General features: G+C 58.7%; 19 protein-coding genes. 8 read left to right on the top strand and 11 right to left on the bottom strand.

The features are described from left to right. Window positions 1-67: 67 nt before the first annotated feature. The 3 genes from ACWHXT_RS12915 to ACWHXT_RS12905 all read right to left on the bottom strand — a co-directional run bounded on the left by ACWHXT_RS12915 (window position 68) and on the right by ACWHXT_RS12905 (window position 3,499). Window positions 68-1,639 (bottom strand): AbgT family transporter, encoded by a 1,572-nt coding sequence (locus tag ACWHXT_RS12915; protein WP_447956136.1) that lies wholly within the window; start codon window positions 1,637-1,639, stop codon window positions 68-70. Between the two features lie 161 nt (window positions 1,640-1,800). Continuing rightward, a complete protein-coding gene (locus ACWHXT_RS12910; RefSeq protein ID WP_447926682.1) occupies window positions 1,801-2,460 on the bottom strand; it encodes a hypothetical protein in 660 nt (219 codons plus the stop codon). Between the two features lie 139 nt (window positions 2,461-2,599). Then, window positions 2,600-3,499 carry a LysR family transcriptional regulator gene (locus tag ACWHXT_RS12905; RefSeq protein WP_447926681.1) on the bottom strand — a complete coding sequence of 300 codons (900 nt, stop codon included), beginning with the start codon at window positions 3,497-3,499 and terminating at the stop codon, window positions 2,600-2,602. A 133-nt stretch (window positions 3,500-3,632) separates the two neighbouring features. Here ACWHXT_RS12905 and ACWHXT_RS12900 point away from each other — a divergent pair, with 133 nt between their 5' ends. The 6 genes from ACWHXT_RS12900 (at window position 3,633) to ACWHXT_RS12875 (ending at window position 9,840) form a co-directional block, all read left to right on the top strand. Further along, window positions 3,633-4,742 carry an S-(hydroxymethyl)glutathione dehydrogenase/class III alcohol dehydrogenase gene (locus ACWHXT_RS12900; RefSeq protein WP_447926680.1) on the top strand — a complete coding sequence of 370 codons (1,110 nt, stop codon included), beginning with the start codon at window positions 3,633-3,635 and terminating at the stop codon, window positions 4,740-4,742. Between the two features lie 99 nt (window positions 4,743-4,841). Next, the gene (gene fghA / locus ACWHXT_RS12895) at window positions 4,842-5,696 is read left to right on the top strand and encodes an S-formylglutathione hydrolase (RefSeq protein ID WP_447926679.1); all 855 of its coding nucleotides are present in this window, start codon (window positions 4,842-4,844) and stop codon (window positions 5,694-5,696) included. Window positions 5,697-5,706: 10 nt separating this feature from the next. Beyond that, entirely contained in the window at window positions 5,707-6,423 is a 717-nt protein-coding gene (mtgA, locus tag ACWHXT_RS12890) for a monofunctional biosynthetic peptidoglycan transglycosylase (RefSeq protein ID WP_447956135.1), read from the top strand. A gap of 206 nt (window positions 6,424-6,629) precedes the next feature. Continuing rightward, window positions 6,630-7,019, top strand: a complete 390-nt coding sequence (locus tag ACWHXT_RS12885) for a DUF4168 domain-containing protein (protein ID WP_447926677.1) — start codon at window positions 6,630-6,632, stop codon at window positions 7,017-7,019. Between the two features lie 183 nt (window positions 7,020-7,202). Then, complete coding sequence (locus tag ACWHXT_RS12880; RefSeq protein ID WP_447956134.1) at window positions 7,203-9,104, top strand: DUF294 nucleotidyltransferase-like domain-containing protein; 1,902 nt, start codon at window positions 7,203-7,205, stop codon at window positions 9,102-9,104. 10 nt (window positions 9,105-9,114) lie between these two features. Beyond that, window positions 9,115-9,840 (top strand): 3'-5' exonuclease, encoded by a 726-nt coding sequence (locus ACWHXT_RS12875; RefSeq protein ID WP_447956133.1) that lies wholly within the window; start codon window positions 9,115-9,117, stop codon window positions 9,838-9,840. Between the two features lie 79 nt (window positions 9,841-9,919). Here the strand turns inward: ACWHXT_RS12875 and ACWHXT_RS12870 are convergent, their stop codons facing one another. From ACWHXT_RS12870 to ACWHXT_RS12850, 5 genes are all read right to left on the bottom strand, one after another. Beyond that, complete coding sequence (locus ACWHXT_RS12870) at window positions 9,920-11,623, bottom strand: BCCT family transporter (protein WP_447926674.1); 1,704 nt, start codon at window positions 11,621-11,623, stop codon at window positions 9,920-9,922. Between the two features lie 193 nt (window positions 11,624-11,816). Then, window positions 11,817-13,472 carry a BCCT family transporter gene (locus ACWHXT_RS12865; RefSeq protein WP_447926673.1) on the bottom strand — a complete coding sequence of 552 codons (1,656 nt, stop codon included), beginning with the start codon at window positions 13,470-13,472 and terminating at the stop codon, window positions 11,817-11,819. A 157-nt stretch (window positions 13,473-13,629) separates the two neighbouring features. Continuing rightward, complete coding sequence (locus ACWHXT_RS12860; protein ID WP_447956132.1) at window positions 13,630-14,499, bottom strand: glycine betaine ABC transporter substrate-binding protein; 870 nt, start codon at window positions 14,497-14,499, stop codon at window positions 13,630-13,632. 158 nt (window positions 14,500-14,657) lie between these two features. Then, the gene (locus tag ACWHXT_RS12855; protein ID WP_447926671.1) at window positions 14,658-15,491 is read right to left on the bottom strand and encodes an ABC transporter permease; all 834 of its coding nucleotides are present in this window, start codon (window positions 15,489-15,491) and stop codon (window positions 14,658-14,660) included. Then, window positions 15,491-16,693 (bottom strand): quaternary amine ABC transporter ATP-binding protein, encoded by a 1,203-nt coding sequence (locus ACWHXT_RS12850; RefSeq protein WP_447956131.1) that lies wholly within the window; start codon window positions 16,691-16,693, stop codon window positions 15,491-15,493. The genes ACWHXT_RS12855 and ACWHXT_RS12850 overlap by 1 nt, the downstream gene beginning before the upstream one ends. A gap of 435 nt (window positions 16,694-17,128) precedes the next feature. Here ACWHXT_RS12850 and ACWHXT_RS12845 point away from each other — a divergent pair, with 435 nt between their 5' ends. Next, window positions 17,129-17,542 (top strand): hypothetical protein, encoded by a 414-nt coding sequence (locus ACWHXT_RS12845; protein ID WP_447956130.1) that lies wholly within the window; start codon window positions 17,129-17,131, stop codon window positions 17,540-17,542. A gap of 276 nt (window positions 17,543-17,818) precedes the next feature. Continuing rightward, window positions 17,819-18,013 (top strand): hypothetical protein, encoded by a 195-nt coding sequence (locus ACWHXT_RS12840; protein WP_447926668.1) that lies wholly within the window; start codon window positions 17,819-17,821, stop codon window positions 18,011-18,013. A 117-nt stretch (window positions 18,014-18,130) separates the two neighbouring features. On the opposite strand, the gene ACWHXT_RS12835 is transcribed toward ACWHXT_RS12840, so the two are convergent. Genes ACWHXT_RS12835 through ACWHXT_RS12825 form a run of 3 tightly spaced genes read right to left on the bottom strand, consistent with a single transcriptional unit; the run spans window position 18,131 to window position 22,201 of the window. Beyond that, window positions 18,131-19,528 carry a sigma-54-dependent transcriptional regulator gene (locus ACWHXT_RS12835; RefSeq protein WP_447956129.1) on the bottom strand — a complete coding sequence of 466 codons (1,398 nt, stop codon included), beginning with the start codon at window positions 19,526-19,528 and terminating at the stop codon, window positions 18,131-18,133. Window positions 19,529-19,539: 11 nt separating this feature from the next. Continuing rightward, window positions 19,540-20,985 carry an ATP-binding protein gene (locus tag ACWHXT_RS12830; protein ID WP_447926667.1) on the bottom strand — a complete coding sequence of 482 codons (1,446 nt, stop codon included), beginning with the start codon at window positions 20,983-20,985 and terminating at the stop codon, window positions 19,540-19,542. A gap of 34 nt (window positions 20,986-21,019) precedes the next feature. Then, on the bottom strand, window positions 21,020-22,201 hold the full coding sequence (locus ACWHXT_RS12825; protein ID WP_447956128.1) for a PQQ-dependent sugar dehydrogenase: 1,182 nt from the start codon (window positions 22,199-22,201) through the stop codon (window positions 21,020-21,022). Window positions 22,202-22,242: the final 41 nt, after the last annotated feature.

The following is a 22,242-nucleotide window of genomic DNA, read 5'->3' as shown; positions in this document are numbered from 1 at the left end:
TAGTAAGTCGTGGAAAGCAAAAGCCCGCCGTTCTTTGAACGGCGGGCTTTTTCGTGCAGTGGGCTTTTTATAGCGTGTAGTAGGTGGCCGCCCCCGGGCCGACCGGTAGTCCAAATACGAACACCCAGATGAAGAACAAAATGCTCCAGCCCACCAGCATGAACAGGGTATAGGGCAGCATCAGCGCGACCAGGGTGCCGATTCCCATGTCCTTACGATAACGCGAGGCGACGGCCAAAATCAGACCGAAGTAGCTCATCATTGGCGTGATCAGGTTGGTGGTGGAGTCGCCGATCCGGTAGGCGGCCTGGATGACCTCCGGGGCGTAGCCCATCAGCATCAGCATGGGCACGAAGATCGGCGCGGTCACCGCCCACTGGGCCGAAGCGCTACCCAGCGACAGATTGACGAAGGCGCACATCAAGATGAACAGCGCGAAAAGCCCCGGACCGCTCAGGCCTAATGAGTCCAGAAGGCTCGCGCCGGCGACCGCCGTCACCGTACCGAAGTTGCTCCAGTTGAAGAGGGCGACGAACTGCGCGGCGAAAAACACCAGCACGATATAGAGCCCGAGGCTGCTCATGCTCTTGGCCATGGCGTTCACTACGTCGCGGTCGGTGTGCATGGTGCCCGCCATACGCCCGTAGACAAAGCCGAGCAGGGTAAACGATACCGCTACGATCACCACGATACCGCTCAAAAAGGGCGAGCCACCGATCGCGCCGGTTTCCTGATTACGCAGCACACCGCTTTCCGGTACCACCAGCGCGAGGAGCACGGCGACGATGGCGAGTAGGGCTAGGCCGGTCCCCTTGAGCGCGCGCTTTTCGCTCGCTTTTAGCCCTGCCATTTGCTGGTCGTCGATATCGCTTTCGGCATAGGCCTGGTCGAACTTGCCAAGTTTGGGCTCGACGATGTACTCGGTCACCAGCCCCCCGATGATGGTCACGAAAAAGGTGCTTACGAACATGAAGAACCAGTTGGCCTCGGCACCCACGATATAGGCCGGGTCGAGAAGCCGCGCCGCTTCCTGGGTAATGCCGGAGAGCAGCGGGTCGACGGTGCCGATCAGAAGGTTCGCGCTATAGCCGCCGGACACCCCGCAGAACGCCGCGGCCAGCCCCGCCAGGGGGTGGCGACCCAGGGAGTGAAAGATCATCGCGGCCAGCGGAATCAGCACCACGTAGCCGAGTTCGGCGGCCATGTTGGATAGTATGCCGGCAAACACGACGGCGTAGGTGACCAAACGCGGCGAGCGGTTGAGCACCAGCGCGCGCATGGAGGCGGATAAAAGCCCCGAGTGCTCCGCCACGCCCACGCCGAGCATGGCGACCAGCACGGTGCCAAGCGGCGCGAACCCGGTGAAGTTGGTGACCACTTCGGTAATCAGGCGGCGAAGCCCGTCGGCGTTCAAGAGCGAATTGACCGTAATCCATTCGCCTTCGTTGGCGGGGCGCGGGTCGGCCACCGAGACGTCTAGAGCGCCGGCAATGCCGCTGGCCACGACCACGAGAACACACAAAATGGCGAATAGCGTCACCGGGTGGGGCAGCAGGTTGCCCAGCCACTCGACGCTATCCAGAAAGCGCGTGAACGCGCTGCGCTTGGATGCCTTTTCGGCGCTGTTGGGGTTTTCCATGAGAGGAATGTATCCGGTTGATTATTGGGAAGGTTTAAAAAGTGTTAAACGAAAACACTACGGTCATGCCAAAACCTTCGCAAATGGCTTTACGAATAGCGGTATATAAAAAATGAAACGCCGCCTCGAGGGCGGCATTAAAAAGCGGGCGGCAGGGCGTATCAGGGCAGGGGTTTGGCCGCCTGGCGGGCAAGGTAGATCCGCCGCGCCATCAGCAGAAGCTCGAGGGTGGCAAACAGGATCAGGCTATAGCCGAGAAGCTCGACGACCTCTTCCGCAGCGTCCTTGAAGGTGCGCTCGTAGCCTTCGCCAAGCACTGCTTCCCAGAAAATGCTCCGCCCGTACAGGCGCGAAAAGACGTAAGTCGTCAACACTCCGCCGGCGAAAAGGCCGAAAGCGAAGGTGTTGCTGTAGTAGCGGAACTCGTCCAAAAACTGTTGGCGCTTGATCACCACCCAGGCAATCGAAGGAATCACGATCAGCGCGACCAGGATTTTCCAGGTATTGCGGGCGATGTACTCGTCCAGAAAATAGTCCTGCTCGCGGACCAGCGACGAGGCAATAAAGGCAAACAGCAGTAGCGTGACCGTGGGCCATACTTTTAACACCTGGCGCACATAAATCAGCATGAGGCAGCAGGTCGCCAGCACCGCGGTTTGGGTCAGCTCGGTAAAGCCGTTTTCGCTAAAGCGAAGCACGGGCATATAGAGCGCTTCCAGGTAGGCGCCCTGGGCGATTGCACCGATGAACAAAACATAAAGCGTTGCACGCATGAGAGTCGTTTTAAAATTGATGGGCCAGTTGGGTGGGGGGAGTGACATTGAGCTTCCTTACAAGACATAGCGTCGGCTATAAACATTCATTGATGAATGTTCATTATATCGTCACTTCTTCGTGCTCGCACGCTGATAATGCCGTCAAGGCGCTCCATGGGCGCTTTTGTCACCCGATTGTCACTTTTTAACCTGGCGCCGCGCGTGGGGGTAGCTTTTTTTCGATATGCGCCGCGAGATAGTCGACCAACTGACGAATTTTGGGCGAAAGATGGCGGTGGCGGGGGTAGACCGCCCAGACGGCAGTATCGTGGTGTTGAAACGGCTCCAGTACCGCGATTAGCTCGCCACTTTCAAGGTAAGGCGCCACGTAGTAGTCGGGAAGCTGGGCAAGGCCGAGCCCTTTCAAGGCGGCGTCCAGTAGCGCAGGCCCGGAGTTGCCGCTCCAGCGACCCTCCAGGCGAACCTCGCGGCGCTGGCCGTTGACCTCGAAAAGCCAGTAGGGCCGCGAGCCCAAAAGGCAGGGGTGCTGGCTGAGTTCCGAAAGCGTATGGGGGCGGGGCGCCTGGCGAAAGTAGCTGGATGCGCCGACGATATATTCGCGGCGCTCACAAAGACGCTTGGCGATCAGCGAGGAATCCTTCAATACGCCCATGCGGATCGCGATATCGAAACCTTCGTCGATCAGCTCGACTTCGCGATTGGTGAAGTGCATGTGCACTTCGAGCTCCGGGTGCTGGCACTGAAACTCGTTGACCAGCGGTGCCACGAAGCGCTCGCCGAAGGTGGTCGCGCAGGTCAGCTTTAAAAGGCCTTTGGGTTTAGCCTGAAGCTCGCTAATGGCCTGCTCGGCATCGCGCAGGCCATCGAACAGATGGCGGCAGTGCTCGACATAAAGCGAGCCGGCATCGGTAAGGCGGATTTGGCGCGTGGTGCGATAGAGAAGCTGCACGCCGAGCTGGTTTTCCAGTTGGCTGACCAGCCGGCTGGTGTGCGAAGTGGATACTTTCAGATGGCGCGCGGCGGCAGAAAACGTCCCTAGCCGTACGACTTCGACAAACGCTTCGATACGATCCCAGTGCTGCATGAAACTCCTCGAAGCCCATTGTTGCTGTCCAGCAATAATGTTGTGAGTATATCCCTATTTATCCCTGGCGCCTAGCTGACTACACTTACCCGCATCGAGTAAGGTCTTTGCTCTTTGTCCCAGGAGATATGGTATGAAATCACGCGCTGCTGTAGCGCTTGAAGCGGGTAAGCCGCTCGAGCTAGTCGAGATCGATGTAGAAGGCCCCAAGGCCGGTGAAGTGCTGGTCAAGATGGAAGCCACCAGCGTTTGTCATACCGATGCCTATACGCTGTCGGGTAAGGATCCGGAGGGTAACTTCCCTGCGGTACTGGGCCACGAAGGCGCGGGTATCGTCCAGGAAGTAGGCGAGGGCGTAACCAGCCTGAAACCCGGCGATCACGTCATTCCGCTTTATACCGCCGAGTGCGGCAAGTGTAAGTTCTGCCTTTCCGGCAAGACCAACCTTTGCAGCAGCGTACGCGCGACTCAAGGGAAGGGTGTCATGCCCGACGGTACCTCGCGGTTCTCGCTGGATGGCCAGAAGCTGCATCACTATATGGGCACGTCTACCTTCAGTGAGTACACCGTCGTACCGGAAGTATCGCTGGCCGTGGTCTCCAAAGAAGCGCCCATGGACAAGATTTGCCTGTTGGGGTGCGGCGTGACCACCGGTATCGGCGCGGTGCTCAATACCGCTAAGGTTCAGCCCGGCGACACCGTGGCGATCTTCGGTTTGGGCGCGATCGGCCTGGCGGCGATTCAGGGCGCGGTAATGGCCAAGGCGGGCCGTATCATCGCCATCGACGTCAACGAAGACAAGTTCGAACTGGCCAAGCAGTTCGGCGCCACCGACTTCGTCAACCCGAAGAAGTACTCGGACCCGATCCAGCAGGTCATCGTGGATATGACCGACGGCGGCGTAGACTACTCCTTCGAGTGTATCGGCAACGTCAACGTCATGCGCTCGGCGCTCGAGTGCTGCCACAAGGGCTGGGGTGAGTCGATCATCATCGGCGTGGCCGGCGCTGGCGAAGAGATCTCCACGCGGCCTTTCCAACTGGTGACCGGCCGAGTCTGGAAAGGCTCCGCGTTCGGTGGCGTCAAAGGGCGCAGTGAGCTTCCGGGCTACGTGGAAAGCTACATGAACGGCGAGATCAATATCGACGATTTCATCACCCACGACATGCCGTTCGAGAAGATCAACGAAGCGTTCGACCTGCTTCACAAGGGCGAAAGCATTCGCACCGTTTTGCACTTCTAACGTGTCGTCAGACGGCCGTATGCATTTAACGCTATCGTCACAAGCGTGACCAAACGCGGTGGGCTATCCCGCCGCGTTTTCATCTTTAGGAGCTTACTCATGAGCATGAGCGAAACTCTGGAGCTCGTCTCCGCCAACCGCAGCTTCGGCGGCTGGCACAAGCGCTACCGCCACTACTCGCGGGCGCTGGACTGCAACATGGTCTTTGCCGTTTACCTGCCGCCCCAGGCTGAAAACGAGCGCGTGCCGCTGGTCTGGTGGCTTTCCGGGCTTACCTGCAACGACGAAAATTTCATGCAAAAAGCCGGCGCTCACCGCGTGGCCGCCGAGCTTGGCATCGCCATCGTATGCCCGGATACCAGCCCGCGGGACACCGACCTGCCCGGCGAGCACGAAAGTTTCGATCTGGGCTCCGGGGCGGGCTTCTACGTCAACGCCACCCAGGCCCCCTGGAAGAGCCACTACCGCATGTACGACTACGTGGTCGAGGAGCTTCCCTCCGTGGTGCGCCAGCACTTCCCGGTGAACGGGCGGGAGTCGATCAGCGGGCACTCCATGGGCGGACACGGTGCGCTCATTCTGGCGCTGCGCCATCCTGGCCGGTTTAGTTCGGTATCCGCTTTCTCCCCGGTCGTGAATCCGATGAACTGCCCCTGGGGCCAGAAGGCCTTTAGCGCCTACCTGGGCGAGGATGAGTCCCGCTGGCGCCAATACGATGCCTGCGAGCTGGTCGCCAACGGCGCCTCGCGTCAGCGTTTGTTCATCGACCAGGGCGACGCGGACCAGTTTTTGGAAGAGCAGCTCAAGCCGGAGCGTTTAGAGGCCGTGTGTGAAGAGCACGACCATCCGCTAACGCTGCGCCGCCAGCCAGGGTACGATCACAGCTACTTCTTTATCGCCTCGTTCATCGAGGAGCATCTGCGTTATCATGCGCAGCACCTCATGAAACCCTAAGGATGTCGTAATGCTCAATCGTGCGCTTCGCCGCTATTTGCGTCTTCTATGGCGCGTTGTATGGCGTGGCGCACTCGCCTTCGTGCTGCTATCCGTAGCGCTGGTGCTGCTCTTTAGCGTGGTGCCGCCGCCGGGGTCGATGATCATGGCCGAGCGCAAGGTGCAGAGCATTATCAACCGCGAGCCGATCACCATTACCCGCCAGTGGCGAAGCTTCGAGGATCTATCGAGCAACGCCAAGCTCGCCGTGATCGCGGCGGAAGATCAGCGTTTTCCCCAGCACCGCGGCTTCGATTTGGTCGAATTGCGCCGCGCCTGGCAGGCCCGCCAGGAAGGATCTCGCCTGCGCGGCGCCAGCACCTTGAGCCAGCAAACCGCCAAGAATGTCTTTCTATGGAGCGGGCGCAGCTGGCTGCGTAAAGGGCTCGAGGCATGGTTTACGCTATTGATCGAAACCTTCTGGAGTAAAACGCGCATCCTCGAGGTGTACCTGAACGTGGCCGAGTGGGACACCGGCGTATTTGGCCTGGAGGCCGCGGCGGATCACTACTTCGGCGCCTCGGGCGGTGCCATGACCGAACGTCAGGCCAGCTTGCTGGCCGCGATCCTGCCCGACCCACGTAACCGCAGCGCCTCGCGCCCGGACGGCCAGGTCGAGCGGCGCAGCCAGTGGATCCGCCAGCAAATGCGCAACCTGGGCGGCGTGGGCTACCTCGAGCGGCTCTAAACCTTCTCTAAGGGCTTCATCGGCGACGCCCGTCGCCGGAACGCTTTGCGCTGTCACCTCTTAAAACGCTAAAGCACCACGACCTGTAAGCTGCTTGGTTACATTTATTAACACTTTGTTGCGTATAATTTCACTAAAAGTTGAACCTGTGGAAGCATGTCGCGTCTGAATCACCACATACATAATGCGCAAAGAGGTTTCTTATCATGCAACGTTTGACTGCTTTGTTTTCAGCTGCACTGCTTGCAACCGGCCTGATGGCAGGTACCGCCAACGCCCAGCAAGCGCAAGACCCGGCGCAAGACCCGATGGCCACCCAGCAAGCGCCGGCTCAGGACTTCTCTGATCAGCAGCTACAGCAGTTCGCCGATGCTTCTCAAGAAATCGCCGTGATCTCTCAAGAGTACACACAGCGTCTGCAGGAAGCAGAAGACGAGTCCGCACAGCAGGAAGTACGCGCCGAAGCCAATGACCGTATGCTCGAAGTCGTCGAGGACAGCGGTTTGGATGTCGATACCTTCAACGCGATCGGCCAATCCATTCAGCAGGATCCGGAAATGATGCAGCGCGTTCAGGAAATGGCTAACCAGTCGTAACTGAATAAGTGCCTGGCATGGCGGGCGTATAGCAATCAATAGTGCTTTAACGCTCGCTTGCCGCTGCATTACCCGAAAGCCCGGTGCCTTGCACCGGGCTTTTTTGTGCGCGCTGCTTTACCGAGTGCTTGAATACCGCCAAACTTGATCCACTGAAGTGAGCGTTGCACTCAAGGAGTCGCTATGGATGTGGAATTGTGGGAAATACGCCAGCACATGGGACAGTTCCCGCCCTTCGATGGACTGTCGGATGAGCTGCTGGACGCGATTGCCGAATGCGTAGAAGTTCGCTATTACAAAACCGGTAGCGAAGTGCTAACGCTCAACGAAGTGCTCGATGAGCTTTGCTATATCCGAAGCGGGGCGGTCGAAGTGTACCGCCGCCGGGGCGAGCTCTATAACCGGCTGGGCGAAGGCGATATTTTTGGTCATTTCAGCCTGTTGAGAAATCATCGCGTGCGATTTCCCGCCACGGCGATCGAAGATACGCTCATGTACTTCATTCCCAAGCATATCTTCCAGCGCCTGTGTGAAGAGGACGAGGACTTCGCCGACTTCGTCGAACTCGAGCGCCCCAGGCTCGAAAGCGCCGCCCAGCAGCAGCAAAAATCCAACGACATGATGGTCACGCGGATTCGCAAACTGGTGTCGCGCTATCCGGTCATGGTGGAGTCCACCATCAGCGTGCAGCAGGCGGCGGTCCAGGTCAGCCAGGCCCAGGCCTCGGCCGTGCTGGTCATCGACGAAGGCAGCGAGAACCCGCGCTACAGTTTCAAGGATAGTGAAGGCAAGACCTGGCAGATGTGCGGTATTTTGACCGACAGTGACTTTCGTAACCGGGTCGTCGCCAAGGGCCTTTCGCCGCAGACGCCGATAGGCGAGGTGGTGTCGGATAAGCTGATTACGGTCCAGTCCGACGCCTCCATTTATGAAGCCATGCTCATCATGCTGCGAAGCAATGTGCACCATTTGCCGGTGCTCTATCGCCAGCGCCCGGTGGGCGTGGTGCATCTCTCCGACATCATCCGCTACGAAACCCATAGCGGGCTTTACCTGGTCAGTAACATTTTCAATCAGTCGAGCGTTCAGGGCCTGGCCCGCTTGGCGTCGGATGTTCGCGCCTCGTTCGTGCGCATGCTGCAGGAGGGCGCCAACTCGGTGATGGTGGGAAGCGCGCTCTCGACGATCGGGCGCAGCTTCTCCCGGCGGCTTTTGGAATTGGCCGAGGAAGAGCTGGGCCCGCCGCCGGTGCCGTACTGCTTCATGGTCAATGGCTCCATGGCGCGTAACGAGCAGGGCATCGTGACCGACCAGGATAACGCGCTGGTACTTTCGGACCGGTTCGACCCCGCCCAGCACGACGACTACTTCAAGGCGCTGGCCGCCTTCGTCAGCGACGGCCTCGACGCTTGCGGCTATACCTACTGCAAGGGCGATATCATGGCCACCAACGAGCAGTGGCGCCAACCCTTGCACGTTTGGAAAAATTATTTCGAGGAGTGGATCGCCAACCCTACGCCGGAGAAACTGCTACATAGCTCGATCTTTTTCGATCTGGACAGCATTTACGGCGAGGACCACTACGTGGAAACCCTGCAGGACCTGATTGCCCAAAGAGCGCCGGAGGCCCCGCGCTTTTTGGCCGCAATGGCCCGCAATGCCCTCAATCGCACGCCGCCGCTCGGGTTTTTCCGCACGTTCGTGATGGAAAAAGATGGCAAGCACAACAACTCGATCAATCTAAAGCGCCGCGGCACTGCGCCCATGGTGGATCTGATACGCGTTCACGCCCTGGCGTGTGGCTCCAAGGCCCAAAATAGCTTCCAGCGCTTGAACGATATCGATAATACGCAGCTGCTTGCCTCCGGGGTGAGCGACAAGCTCAGCTATGCGTTCGAATTTTTGTGCATATCGCGGCTTCGCCACCAAATGATCGACCTTCAGGAAGAGCGCGAACCGGATAACAACATCGAGCCGGAAAACGTCGACGATAGCGAGCGCCACACGCTCAAGGACGCGTTTCAGATGTTGAGCAACGCGCAGAAATTCCTGAAGTTCCGCTACCCCATGCCGACCCAGCGCTAGAGGCTAAATTATGAAAGGAATACGGCCGCGCCAGCGCATCAAACAAGCCGACTGGGCCGGGTATATGGCCAAGCGCGCTAACCACGCTAAAGATCCGGCCCTCAAGGCCTTTTTCGATACCGCGTTGCCCGGCCCGGACACGCCCATCTCAGACGTACCCATGGTCGCGCTGGATATGGAAACGACCGGACTGGATGAGCGCCGTCACGCCATCGTCAGCATCGGCTTGATCCACTTCACGCTCGACCGTATCCCGCTCTCGACGCGGCGTTACTGGCTGGTCAAACCCTCGAGGCCGCTTAACGGGGAGTCGGTGGCCTATCACCACATCACACACTCGGAAATCAGCCACGCCCCGGATCTGAACGAGATTTTGGGCGATCTTTTGGACGAGCTGGCCGGTCGGCTGGTGGTGGTGCACTTTCGCAATATCGAGCGGCCGTTTCTGGATGCAGCGGTGAAGTCGCGCCGCAAAGAGGGCGTACTGTTTCCCATGATCGATACCATGTCGCTGGAAGCGCGCCTTCACCGCCAAACGCTATGGTCGCGATTTCGCCGCTGGTTGGGCAGGCCCCCGGTCTCGATTCGTCTCGATGCCAGCCGTCAGCGTTACGGTTTGCCCACCTATCAGGGCCACCATGCGCTGGTCGACGCCATGGCCACCGCTGAGCTCTTTCAGGCCCAGGTAGCGCACCGTTATTCGCCGGATACCCCGCTCAAAAACTTCTGGTGCTAGCCGCCGCCATTTGTTGAGCGCAAAAAAACGGGCAGCCCTGGGGCTGCCCGTTTTCATTTTGCCTGCTAAAAACGTTTGTCTAAACCGCTTTGGGTTCGCTCATCAAGCCCTTGATGATGGCATAGCACGCCACCAGAAGAATAAGGGCGAACGGGAAGCCGGTAGACACCGCCATGGTTTGGAGAGCCGTCAATCCGCCGCCCAGCAGTAGCGCGATGGCAATGGCGCCTTCGATGATGGCCCAAAACACGCGCTGGGAGGTGGGGGCATCCACTTTGCCGCCCGCCGTGATGGAGTCCACCACCAGGGAGCCCGAGTCGGACGAGGTCACAAAGAAGATGATGACCAACAAAATCGCGACGAAGGACGTGATTTGTGCCAATGGGAGTTGCTCCAGCATGACGAAAAGCTGAAGGTCGACGCCCGCATCGCGCACGGCGCCAATACCCTGACTCACAACCTGGTCGATAGCTGTGCCACCAAAGGTGGTCATCCAAAGTACGGATACCAGCGACGGTATGATCAACACGGAAATCAGGAATTCCCGGACCGTACGGCCCCGCGATACACGGGCGATGAACATGCCGACGTACGGGGACCAGGAGATCCACCATGCCCAATAGAAGGTGGTCCAGCCCTGGCTGAAGCTTGCATCCTCGCGGCCAAAGGGCGTTGAAAGCGCGGTGAAGTTAGTCGCGTAGCTCCACAGGTTTTCAAAAAAGCCCGACATGATGAACAGGGTAGGGCCAACGGCAATCACGAAGAACAGCAGCAGCGCCGCCATGATGATGTTGATCTTGGAAAGCAGCTGCATGCCTTTATCGACACCGGCCGCAAGGGACGCGATGGCCAGCATCGTGATGCCGATAATCAACAGGATCATCGTAATGTCGCCTTCCGGCGCGCCGAACAGATAGGTCAGTCCCGCGGCTGCCTGGCTAGCGCCTAGACCGAGCGACGTCGCCAAACCAAAAAGCGAAGCAAACACGGCCAGAATATCGATTAAATGGCCGGGCCACCCCCAAACGCGCTCGCCCAAAATAGGGTAGAACACCGAGCGCATCGAAAGCGGCAATCCCTTGTTGTACGAAAACAGGGCCAGCGAAAGTGCCACGATGGCGTAAATCGCCCAGGGGTGCAGACCCCAGTGATAGATAGTGGCGGCCATGGCCAGTGACGTAGCACCCGCAGCGTCACCCGCGGCGCCCCCCAGCGGTGCCCCACTCGCACCCTCAAACGAGGTTCCGAAGTGGGTGATGGGCTCATTGACAGCGAAGAACATCAAACCAATGCCCATGCCCGCGGCAAACAGCATCGAAAACCAACCCATATAGGTGTAGTCGGGTTTCGCGTTGGTGCCACCCAAACGTATTTTACCCAGCGGGGAGAAAATCAAGCCAATACATAAAATAACGAAGATATTGGCAGCAGTGATAAAGAACCAGGACAGTTTGCCCGTTAAAAAGTCAAAAATGGCATCGTATATCGGCGAAATCGTATCTTGCAGCGACAAGGTCAATACCACGAATAGCAATATGACGATCGCTGAAATGCTGAATACCTTGCCGTGCAGGTCAAGGTTGAGACCCATTTTATTGGTCGTAAAGTTGTCCTGGCCGACGACATAGTCGGTATCGATCAGGTTCGCTGCTCCTTCGGGCGCAGGAATCCCCTCCGACCCCGGTTCCTCCGGGGCATCATTTGGTTCTTGTTTATCCACGGGTACCTCTCCGTTTTGGTTAGAAATACGCCCTCGAGCGCTGTGTCGTGCTTGCGGCGCCATATATTAACAAGGATTGTATTGATGAGTCGTGGTGATTGTTGTTTGTAAAATAATTGATGATAAAAAGCGCCAACCGTCCAATGGCTGACACGGGTGCCACTAAACCGGTTATCTCGCCATATACGCTACGCATACAAAACGGGCGGCCCCAGAGGGCCGCCCGTTTCGTGTTGCTGCGCTGTACGCGTTTGGCTTAAACCGCCTTGGGTTCGCTCATCAGACCCTTAATGATCGCATAGCTTGCGACCAACAGGATGATGGTGAACGGGAAGCCGGTAGAGACCGCCATGGTCTGCAGTGCGGTCAAGCCGCCGCCAAGAAGCAGCGCAATGGCGATGGCCCCTTCGATGATGGCCCAGAACACACGCTGCGGCTTGGGAGCGTCCACTTTACCGCCAGCGGTGATCGAGTCGATGACCAGTGAACCCGAGTCCGAGGAGGTCACGAAGAAGACGATGACCAGCACGATCCCGATGAAGGAAGTGATCTGCGAAAACGGCAGTTGCTCGAGCATCAAGAAGAGCTGGAGATCGCCGTCGCCTTCCCGTACGGCTTCGATGCCCTGGCTGATGAACTGGTCGATGGCGGTGCCGCCGAAAGCGGTCATCCAGAGGACCGATACAACGGTGGGCACGATCAATACCGAGATCAGGAACTCACGTACCGTACGCCCGCGGGATACCCGGGCGATGAACATACCGACGTAGGGCGACCAGGAGATCCACCAGGCCCAGTAGAAGGCGGTCCAGCCTTGGGTAAAGCCGCTGTCATCGCGCCCGAAGGGGTTAGCGAGCGCAGGCAGGTTGACCACGTAGTTGAACATGTTTTCGAAGAAGCCCGTGGCGATGAACAGGGTCGGGCCGACAGCGATCACGAAGAAGAGCAGCGCCGCCGCCAGGGCGATGTTGATCTTGGAGAGCAGCTGTACACCTTTATCGACGCCGGCAATGATCGAGCAGATGGCGATCATCGTGATACCGATGATCAACAGGATCATCGTAATGTCGCTTTCCGGTGCGTTAAATAGATAGGAGAGGCCAGCGGCTGCCTGGGTAGCGCCCAGCCCCAACGAGGTGGCAAGACCGAAGAGCGTCGCGAATACCGCCAGGATATCGATGACGTGGCCCGGCCAGCCCCAAACACGCTCACCCAGAATAGGGTAGAACACCGAGCGCATCGAGAGGGGAAGCCCCTTGTTGAACGAAAAGAGCGCCAGCGAGAGCGCGACGACCGCGTAAATTGCCCAGGGGTGTAGGCCCCAGTGGTAAATAGTGGCCGCCATGGCGAGCGCTGTCGAGGTGGCCTCATCGCCCGGGGCGCCCATCAAGGGAGCGCCGGAGCCCCCTTCCAGAGCGGTACCGAAGTGGGTCAACGGCTCGCTGACACCAAAGAACATTAGCCCGATACCCATACCCGCAGCAAAGAGCATGGAGAACCAGCCCATATAGGTAAAATCCGGCTTGGCGTCGGCTCCACCAAGGCGAATTTTGCCTAGAGGGGAGACAATCAACCCAAGGCAGAGAAGCACGAAGAGGTTGGCGGCAAGGATGAAGAACCACGCCAGGTTACCGGTCAAAAAGCTGAATATAGCGTTATAAAACGGCTCGATCGTGTCCTGAAGGGCGAGGGTTATAATCACGAACAGCAGGATAATCACCGCCGAGATACTAAACACCTTGCCGTGAAGGTCGAGGCTGAACCCCATCTTGTTGGTGGTGATATTGTCCTGACCGATGACGTAATCGGTGTCGATGAGATTGGCGGGGCCGTCGGGCGAGGGTATCCCCTCGCCAACGGGCTCTTCCTGGGACTGATTGGGTTTTTCGTTTTCCACTCGGTCTTTCTCCATATTGAAGCGAATTCATGACATGGGGCCGGGTTGCTATCCAGCAAGATAGGTCATGCGAGAAACTTTTACTGCATCAGAAAGTATGATTTTCTACGAACAATTTATGCATCAGGCCGAGAAGAGCCTTGCCCTTCCCGGCCATGGCAGCGGGGAGCGCTTAGGAATCGAGCCACTGCTCGACCACATCCTGGTTCTCTTCGACCCACTGCTTGGCGGTTTCGTAGGGGTCGCTGCCATCTTCCTGGTTCATCAGCATGACCTCGCCCATCTGCTCCGGCGTCCACTCGAAAGCGTCGAGAATGGCGTAGGCTTCGGGCATTTCGTCTTCGAAACCGTTGCGTACCACGGTGTGGATCTGTTCGGCACCGCCGAAGACGCCTTCCGGGTCGTCAAGGTATTTGAGATCCCAGCGGGCGAACATCCAGTGCGGGGTCCAGCTGGTGACGACGATATCTTCTTCGTTATTGATCGCATTGCTGAGTGCGGCGACCATGGTGGCATCGCTGCCGCTACGCAGGTTGAGCTCAAGGTCATAGGTATCGACGACTTCCTCGGCCAGGCCCATCAGGCCAGCACCCGGGTCAATACCGATGATCTCGTTGTCGAAAAGGGCTGCGTTATCGTTTAGCGCGTCGATGGAGTCCACATCGGTGTACTCGGGGACGACCAGGCCGAGCTTGGTGCCGTCCAGGTTGGGACCGAGGTCTTCTACGTCGCCGTCGATGCGCTCCATGTATTCGGCGTGGGTGGTCGGTAGCCAGGCCGCCACGATGGCATCGGCATCACCGGTAGACAGCGCCTGGAACATGGCCGCCGCGGACAGTGAGGTCATGTTTACCTCGTAGCCCGCCTGTTCGAGCACCGCGGCGATCACGTTGGTGGAGGCTACTTCCGAGGACCACTCGACGTAGGCGAGATTGATCGTGCCCTGCTCCTGGGCCTGGGCAAGCGTGCCCGTCATCAGGGTGCTACCGGCAAGCGCGCCAAGGGTGGCGAGACGAATCGAACGATTGATGCGTGTTTTCATGTTGTTTCCCTTATTGATGAATGACGCTTTTATAAGAGGTCAACGCCTCTACTTGATGAGAGCCAAAACATACTGGAACGCGTCCCGTTTTGGCCTCTCAAGCCTGGTGGCTTATACGCCGGGCTTCAACTTTCAAGCCCGGCAATAAGCCGAAGGTTCTACTGCTTACGCGTTTTGCGCAGCGATTGAGTCAAACGGTCCAGCAGCATGGCCAGAATGACCACCGCGATACCGGCTTCGAAGCCGTCGCCTGGCCGCAGGCGCTGGATGGCGCGCCATACTTCGCTGCCCAGGCCGTCGGCGCCGATCATCGCTGCGATCACCACCATCGAGAGCGCCAGCATGATGGTCTGGTTGATACCGGCCATGACCGTGGGCAGCGAAAGCGGCAGCTGCACTTTGAAAAGCTTTTGAGCGCGGGTCGCGCCGTAGGCATCGGCGGCTTCGATCAGATCCGTCGGGACCTGGCGAATCCCCAAGGTCGTGAAACGAATGGCCGGCGGCATGGAGAATATGACGGTGGCAAAAATGGCCGATACCGCCCCAATGCCGAAAAACGGGATCGCCGGAATCAAATAGACGAACGCGGGCATGGTCTGCATGAAATCCAGAATCGGCATGATGACGCGATAAAGCCGGTCCGAGAGCGCTGCCAGAATGCCGATCGGTAGCGCAATCACCACCGCCACCAGGGTGGCGATCACCACCAGCGTCAGCGTCTCGATCATCGGGTTCCAAAGACCCAGATTCCAGATCAGTGCCAGACCCGCTACCGCGCCAATGGCCAAGCGCGTGCTGGCCAGTCGCCAGCAGAGCAGGGCGATCAGCGCCATCAATGCCCACTCGGGTAGCCACATCAGGCTGTCATTCAGGCTATTGATACCGGTTTGGGTAAAACGGGAAATAGCCCGCGTGACGACCGAGTACTCGCTGGTTAGCCATCTCAGCGCCGTCTCGATCCAGTTACCCAAGGGAATGCGTGGAATATCCATTACTGCTCTCCTGCTCGTGCCAGTTCATCGAGTACCGCGCCTTTAACGACCACCCCGAGCAGCCGCTTTTGTTCATCGACCACGGCAATCGGGAAGCTCTTTTCGCTGAACATGGCGAACAGGTGCTGCAGGGGCTCCTCGGGGGGGACCTGACGGAAGTCCTGGGTGAGATACCCGGCGAGCGAGTCGGCGCCGGCCTCTATTGCTTTGCCCGCGGCGTCTGCGGTTAATAGCCCGTGCAGGCGGCGGTCGCGGCCGGTCATGTAGATAGAGTCGAGGCTGTATTCGCGCATACGGCGAAGCGCAGTGCGCGGGCCGTCGGTGTCCCGGGCACTGGTGCGCACCGGGCGCATGGCGCTTTCGGCGGTCAAGATACGCGAGCGGTCCACGCCTTCGATAAAGCGGCGCACGTAGTCATCCGCCGGTTTGGTCAGAATTTCTTCGGGGGTGCCGATCTGAACGATTTCACCATCTTTCAATAGCACGATGCGATCGCCAATGCTTAGCGCCTCGTCCAGGTCGTGGGTGATGAAGACGGTGGTTTTTTGCATGCGGGTCTGCAGCTGAAGAAGCTCTTGCTGCATGTCCTTGCGAATCAAGGGGTCCAGTGCGGAGAAGGCTTCGTCCATGAGCAGAACGCTGGCATCGTTGGCAAGCGCTCGGGCAAGGCCCACGCGCTGCTGCATGCCACCGGAGAGCTGGTTGGGGTAGGCGTCCTCCCAGCCTCCCAGCCCCACCTGCTGGAGGGAGCTATGGGCAAGCTCCCGGCGCTTGGCCTTCTCAATACCGCGAATCTCGAGACCGAATTCGGCGTTTTGTTGGACCGTTCGGTGAGGGAAGAGCGCAAAGTTTTGAAAGACCATCGAGAAATGGCGCCGACGGCACTCCAAAAGCGCTTTTTCGCCGAGGGAAGGGATGTCTTCGTCGTCGATGACGATTTCACCTTCGGTGGTTTCGATAAGCCGGTTCAAACAGCGGATGAGCGTTGATTTACCCGACCCTGAAAGCCCCATGATGACCAGGAGTTCGCCTTCATAAACATCGAAAGAAATGTTGGAAAGGCCCAGGGTTTGTCCGGTTTTCTCGAGAATCTCGGAGCGCTTTAGGCCCTGATCGCGAAGCTCGAGTGCTTTCTTTGGTTGTTTCCCGAATACCTTGCTTAAATTCCGAACCCGAATTTTAACAGGACGTGTTTCATCCATTGACCGTGCCTTTTATTGAAGTGACTTGTCGTTGGGCATCCTTGTGGCGCAAGCGCCACAGCAACCGTTGATCCTACGGACCCCAAGGGATCATAAAAGCAAATTAACTATTACACTTTGATTTATTAAATTTTATTATACATAAACGATGCCGGTGTGTCACAACGCCCTGGTCACACGGTTAACTAACGCTACATGTGTCATTTTGATCCCACCTCAATCAGCATAGATGAAACCTGGAATACGCGAGTTATTTTTTTAAATAACTGTTTTATAATGATTTAATTTTTTAAAGAGCGATTTTGGCACATAACATGTAACAGTTTTATCAAACACTATTTTCGTCGCTTCAAATGCCTATCGAGTCTTGACGACTCACTGGCTGGATTCGATAAAGTTGATGAAGCAATCGATGAATTAATGGAGACAGGTCTTATGGATAAGCAAGCGAAACCGTTCAAGCGCAAGTCGCTCATCGCACTCGGTATGTTGGCGACGGTAAGCTCGCTAGCGCTTGCAGGCTGCGGCAACGATGACGAAGAAGTGCCGCCGACCCAACAGCCCGAGACCATGCAGCAAAACGATGGCGTCACGAATGAGCCGGGTACCATGAACGATGACCCCGCCATGAACGACGACCCGGCCATGGGCAACGACCCTGCCATGAACGACCCCGCGACGACGGACCCGGGTCTTGACGACAACGCCGCCACGTCGCAAGAGCCGATGCCCGGCGATGAGACCGAGCCCATGAACGATCAAGACCCCGAAGAGAACCCGGGCTTTGGTGAAGGTACCGACCCCATGCCGGGTGACGAAACCAACGACGACGAACAACTGAACCAGTAAGTTTTTTACCGCTCCCTACGGTGGTGATTCGGCACGGCTGTCTGTTCCCTGCGGCTGTCACTAGCGGATCATCACCATTACCCCCGCCCCCCGCGGGGGTTTTTTTGGTTACTACCCTGGTGAATGTGCCTAAAAGCCCATTGACCGAAAACCGCTGCCCGGCTGGGCGTTTAGCGCGCTAATCGAGCTGGTAAAAACCCGGCGCTAGCGCTACGTTAAGTAAGCCCCGTTCGGGATTACCGATTCAAGGATTGCCTTAAGGTCAAGGAGAAGGACATGGCGACAAAACGTAATAATCGCTTTACGGCGCTTTTGTTGAGCGCCTTGCTGGCGCTGGGTGCACTTGGGCTGGCGGGCTGTGGTGACAACGACGCACCCAATCCGGATGCAGAGCCGGAAGAAGAGCAGCCCATGGGGACCGGGCCCATGTCCAACGATGACGCAGGGGAAACACCCAGCGACGACGTTTAAATCTCGGGCATTAAGCGCTGATAGGCAAAAAGCAAAAGGGCCAGGCAGTTACACTGCCTGGCCCTTTGCCGTCGAGAATGCCGGTTTCGCAGCGAATGGCTGCGCGCAGCCCGGCGTTTAGCTGTCGTCTTCCAAACGCCGGTATAGCGTGCGCCGGGCAATCCCGAGTACCTCCGCCGTACGGCGCTTGTTGCCGCCGGTCGCTTCCAGCACCTTGCGGATATAGCGCTTTTCGACCTCTTCAAGACTTGGCCAGCGGTGCTGCGCCGGTGCTGGCGCCTGGATGCCGGGGAGTACCTCGCCGCTTAGCGTGGGCGAGAGCTCGGCCTCGGAGTGCGAGCCCGCATGGTCGCGAAGCCGTTCGGGCAGGTCGCCGTGCTTCAACAAACCCTCTTCGCTCAGCGTGACCGCGCGCATTACCGCGTTCTCGAGTTCGCGCACGTTGCCGGGGAAGGGGTAGCTTAAAAGCGTGTTCAACGCATCGGGTTCGATCTGTTCGATCTGCTTGCCCTGGGCTTCGGCGTGCTTGTCGATCAGGGCGAAAATCAGGTGCTCGATGTCGCTTCCGCGTTCGCGCAGCGGCGGTATGCGTAGCGAAAACGTCTCCAGGCGGTAGAACAAGTCGCTGCGAAAGTTCTGCGCCTCGATCTCTTTTTCCAGATGACGGTGAGTGGCGGCGATAATGCGCACATCCACCGGCTCTTCGCGCTCGCCGCCCACCGGGCGTACGGTTTTCTCCTGCAACGCGCGCAACAGTTTGGCCTGCAGGTTGATGGGCATTTCGCCGATCTCATCCAGAAACAGACTGCCGCCCTGGGCGCTTTGGAAAAGGCCCTTGCGCGCTTCGTTGGCGCCGGTGAAAGCGCCTTTCACGTGACCAAAGAACTCGCTCTCCATCAGGTCGGCGGGAATGCTTGCGCAGTTGACCGGCACGAACGGCGCCTCGGCTCGCGGGCTTTCCTGGTGAATCGCGCGGGCGAGCAGTTCCTTACCGGTGCCGCTTTCGCCCAGAATGAGAATCGGGGCGTTGCTTTTGGCAAGCCGAGAGGCGTCGTGAAAAAGCGCCTGCATGGCGTGACTTTTACCCACGATGCCGTGGAAGTGGTTGAGCTCGTTGTCGTGATTGAGCGCCAGGCGCTGGCGCTCGAGCACCCGAAATACCGCTTCGCGTATGGCGTCCAGGTCCAATGGTTTGGTGAGAAAATCATCGGCGCCGAGTTTGAGCGCCTCGACCGCCTGGTCGATGGTGCCAAAGGCGGTAATGACGATGATACCCAGCTCCGAGCCGCTTTGGCGCAGTTGCTGTAGTAGCTGGATACCGGTCATGCCGGGCAGACGTACATCGGTGATCATCATGGCCACGGGCGTGTGGCTTAAAAGCGCCATGGCCTCTTCGGCGCTGGGTACGCCCAGCGTCTGATAACCCGCGTCGTGCAACTCCTCTTCCAGGAGCTCACGGATCGCGGGGTCGTCTTCGACGACCAGTAACGGTAAAAGGTGGTCCTGTTCGGTCACAAACGTCTTCCTCAAGCGGATGCGGTTTCACTCAAGGGGAGGGTGATTTCAAACCCCGCCCCCCCGAGGGCGCTATCGAACACGCCAATCGTCCCGCCGTGATCGTTGATAATGCGGTGTACCATGGAAAGCCCCAGGCCACTGCCCTGGCCTACGGGCTTGGTCGTAAAGAACGGGTCGAACACCTGCTGGTGATTCGACGCCGGAATGCCCGGGCCGTCGTCCTCGACCATCAGCGTAATTTCGTCTTCCTGCTGCTGCGCGCGTACCTGCACGAGGCTGACATCCGGCGCTTGCGCTGCGTTGCGCAGCAGGTTGGTCAGTACCTGCACGATCTGTTGGCCGTCGACCAGCACGCAAAGCGACGGGTCGGGGAGCTTGATATCGAGGCGGATGCCGCGCGGCTCCAGCTCCTCTTCCACCAGTTCACTGGCACTCATGATCAGGTGGTCAAGCGACTGTCGGTCTTTCTCCACATTGTGCTGGCGGCCAAGCTCCATCAGCTGGCGTACGATCTCCACGATGCGCTCGACCTCGCCACGAATGCGGCCAAGCCTTGCCCGCTCGTCGTCGCCGATCACATCCCGCCGGGCCAGACGCTGCGCCTGGCCGTTGATGACGGTAAGCGGCGCGCCGATTTCGTGGGCAACGCCGGCGGCGAGTACGCCGAGTTCGGCAAGCTTTTTGGATTTGCGCAGACGCTTCTCGAGCTCGATTTCGCGCCGGCGCCGGGCATCGATGTCCTGGTCCTTTTCGGCCATGGCGTCGAGCATACCGTTGAGCCCCGAGGCCAGGCGGCGGTACTCGACCGGCCCCTCGACACTTGCCCGCTGGCTACGATCCCCGTCTTCGACCAAAAGCATAACACGCAAGAGCTGGTTCAAAGGCCGTTCGATATAGCGGCGAAAGCCCCACCAGATGCTCAGCACGATGCCGCCGGCACCAATGATGAACACCAGCACCGCGACGATACTGATAAAGCCCGTATAGTTTTCGATGCCGGTGTTGAGCCGGTTGACCTGCAGGACGCCATACACGCTGCCGTCCTGGGTGCGCAGCGGAATCAGCGCCGAGTAGTAGGTCCAGCCGTCGTGCTGGCGGTAGTTGCTGTAAAGGTCGTCGCGCTCGATCACGCTTTGAATTTCATCCGGGGTAAACAGGTTTTTACCCAGCCCCAGGCCGTAAATTTCCCGGCCCTGCACGTCGAATACGTAAGCGCCGTAAATACGGTGAAACGAGAACGCGGACTGTAGCGCCTCCTCGAGGGGGGCGGCGCTGTCGCGGGCTACTGCGTAGCTCAATGAAGTGCTCAGCGCCCGGGTGATGATTTCGACCTCGGTTTGAAGCTTGGAACGGACGTTATCCTCGAGCGCTTTGATGGCCACGAAACTAAACACGACCAGTGCCATAAATAGCGGCACGATGACCGTTAAAATCATTAAGTTACGTAAGCGCATCGGGTATCCATCGTGCCAGAAAAGGTGTCAAAGGTTAATCGACCGGCATCAGACGATAAAGCCCGGCCTGGTCGCTATCGGTCAAAAGGTAGATGCCGCCATCCGGGCCCTGGCGCACGTCGCGAATACGCCCGATCTGACCTTCCAGTACGACCTCGCTTTCGACCACGCGCTCGCCGTCGATCACGAAACGCTCGAGCTTTTCGCTGGCAAGCCCGCCGGCCAGCAGGTTGCCCTGCCAGCGGGCAAAGCCTTCGCTTGAGACTTCCGCAAGCCCGGAGGGCGCAAAGCGCCCCTCCAGGTCCACCGCCGGGTCCGTCATGCCGGGGGCCGAGTTCGCGCCCAGCGGCTCATTGGTGGCGTAGTCGTTGCCCAGAGTTACCTCGGGCCAGCCGTAGTTGTGGCCGGCCTTGATCAGGTTCAGCTCGTCGCCGGTGCGCGGGCCATGCTCGGAGACCCACGCCTGGCCGTTTTCGCGCACCACCATGCCCTGAATGTTGCGGTTGCCAAGCGTATAGATCTCATCGAGGGTGTCGGCATCGTCGATAAAGGGGTTGTCCTGGGCGGCGGCGCCGGTGTCGGTCAGGCGAAGGGTAGAGCCCGCATGGTCATCGCTTGCCTGGGCGCGGCTGGGGTCGGAGCCCCGGTCACCCACGCTCATCAACAGCGTGCCGTCATCGAGCCACGCCAGGCGCGAGCCGTAGTGGCGGCCAGGGCCCGAGGCGCGATCCTGCTCGAAAAGGTGCTCGACACCCCCCAGCTCTTCGCCTTCCCAATGCACTCGCGAAAGTGCGGTACGCGTGCCGTTGGCGTCGGGCTTGCTCCAGGTGAAATAGATCCAGTCGTGTTCTCCGTCGCCAAAATCCGGGTGGAGTACGACGTCCAAAAGCCCGCCCTGGCCCTGACTGCTCACATCGGGCATGCCGCTGAGCACCTGCGCCTGGCCCTCGCTATCCACCAGGTTCAGATGACCGCTACGCTCGCTGACCAGGTACCGCCCGTCGGGTAGAAAGGCGACCGCCCAGGGGCGTGTAAAGCCCTCGGCCACGCGTTCGATGGAAAACGTGGCGGCATCGGTGGTCACGGCGTCGGTGATGACCTCGGCCTGGGCGCTATGCAAACCGCCCAGCAGCAACAGCCCGCCCAGTAACGGTGAAAAAAACGGTGAAGCACGGCGGTCGAGGTGCGTGAGCGCCAAGGCAGGCGTTGTCGTCATGAGCGTGATCTCCGGCTTGGGAATTATACTTAATCTAGCAG

It is taken from the genome of Vreelandella halophytica (assembly GCF_968193635.1).
This window is presented reverse-complemented; position numbering and strand designations above follow the sequence as displayed.

Coding starts and splice junctions, on each gene's coding strand:
- ACWHXT_RS12915 (WP_447956136.1), bottom strand. CDS start 1,639: ATGGAAAACCCCAACAGCGCCGAAAAGGCATCCAAGCGCAGCGCGTTC.
- ACWHXT_RS12910 (WP_447926682.1), bottom strand. CDS start 2,460: ATGTCACTCCCCCCACCCAACTGGCCCATCAATTTTAAAACGACTCTC.
- ACWHXT_RS12905 (WP_447926681.1), bottom strand. CDS start 3,499: ATGCAGCACTGGGATCGTATCGAAGCGTTTGTCGAAGTCGTACGGCTA.
- ACWHXT_RS12900 (WP_447926680.1), top strand. CDS start 3,633: ATGAAATCACGCGCTGCTGTAGCGCTTGAAGCGGGTAAGCCGCTCGAG.
- fghA (WP_447926679.1), top strand. CDS start 4,842: ATGAGCATGAGCGAAACTCTGGAGCTCGTCTCCGCCAACCGCAGCTTC.
- mtgA (WP_447956135.1), top strand. CDS start 5,707: ATGCTCAATCGTGCGCTTCGCCGCTATTTGCGTCTTCTATGGCGCGTT.
- ACWHXT_RS12885 (WP_447926677.1), top strand. CDS start 6,630: ATGCAACGTTTGACTGCTTTGTTTTCAGCTGCACTGCTTGCAACCGGC.
- ACWHXT_RS12880 (WP_447956134.1), top strand. CDS start 7,203: ATGGATGTGGAATTGTGGGAAATACGCCAGCACATGGGACAGTTCCCG.
- ACWHXT_RS12875 (WP_447956133.1), top strand. CDS start 9,115: ATGAAAGGAATACGGCCGCGCCAGCGCATCAAACAAGCCGACTGGGCC.
- ACWHXT_RS12870 (WP_447926674.1), bottom strand. CDS start 11,623: ATGGCGCCGCAAGCACGACACAGCGCTCGAGGGCGTATTTCTAACCAA.
- ACWHXT_RS12865 (WP_447926673.1), bottom strand. CDS start 13,472: ATGGAGAAAGACCGAGTGGAAAACGAAAAACCCAATCAGTCCCAGGAA.
- ACWHXT_RS12860 (WP_447956132.1), bottom strand. CDS start 14,499: ATGAAAACACGCATCAATCGTTCGATTCGTCTCGCCACCCTTGGCGCG.
- ACWHXT_RS12855 (WP_447926671.1), bottom strand. CDS start 15,491: ATGGATATTCCACGCATTCCCTTGGGTAACTGGATCGAGACGGCGCTG.
- ACWHXT_RS12850 (WP_447956131.1), bottom strand. CDS start 16,693: ATGGATGAAACACGTCCTGTTAAAATTCGGGTTCGGAATTTAAGCAAG.
- ACWHXT_RS12845 (WP_447956130.1), top strand. CDS start 17,129: ATGGATAAGCAAGCGAAACCGTTCAAGCGCAAGTCGCTCATCGCACTC.
- ACWHXT_RS12840 (WP_447926668.1), top strand. CDS start 17,819: ATGGCGACAAAACGTAATAATCGCTTTACGGCGCTTTTGTTGAGCGCC.
- ACWHXT_RS12830 (WP_447926667.1), bottom strand. CDS start 20,985: ATGCGCTTACGTAACTTAATGATTTTAACGGTCATCGTGCCGCTATTT.
- ACWHXT_RS12825 (WP_447956128.1), bottom strand. CDS start 22,201: ATGACGACAACGCCTGCCTTGGCGCTCACGCACCTCGACCGCCGTGCT.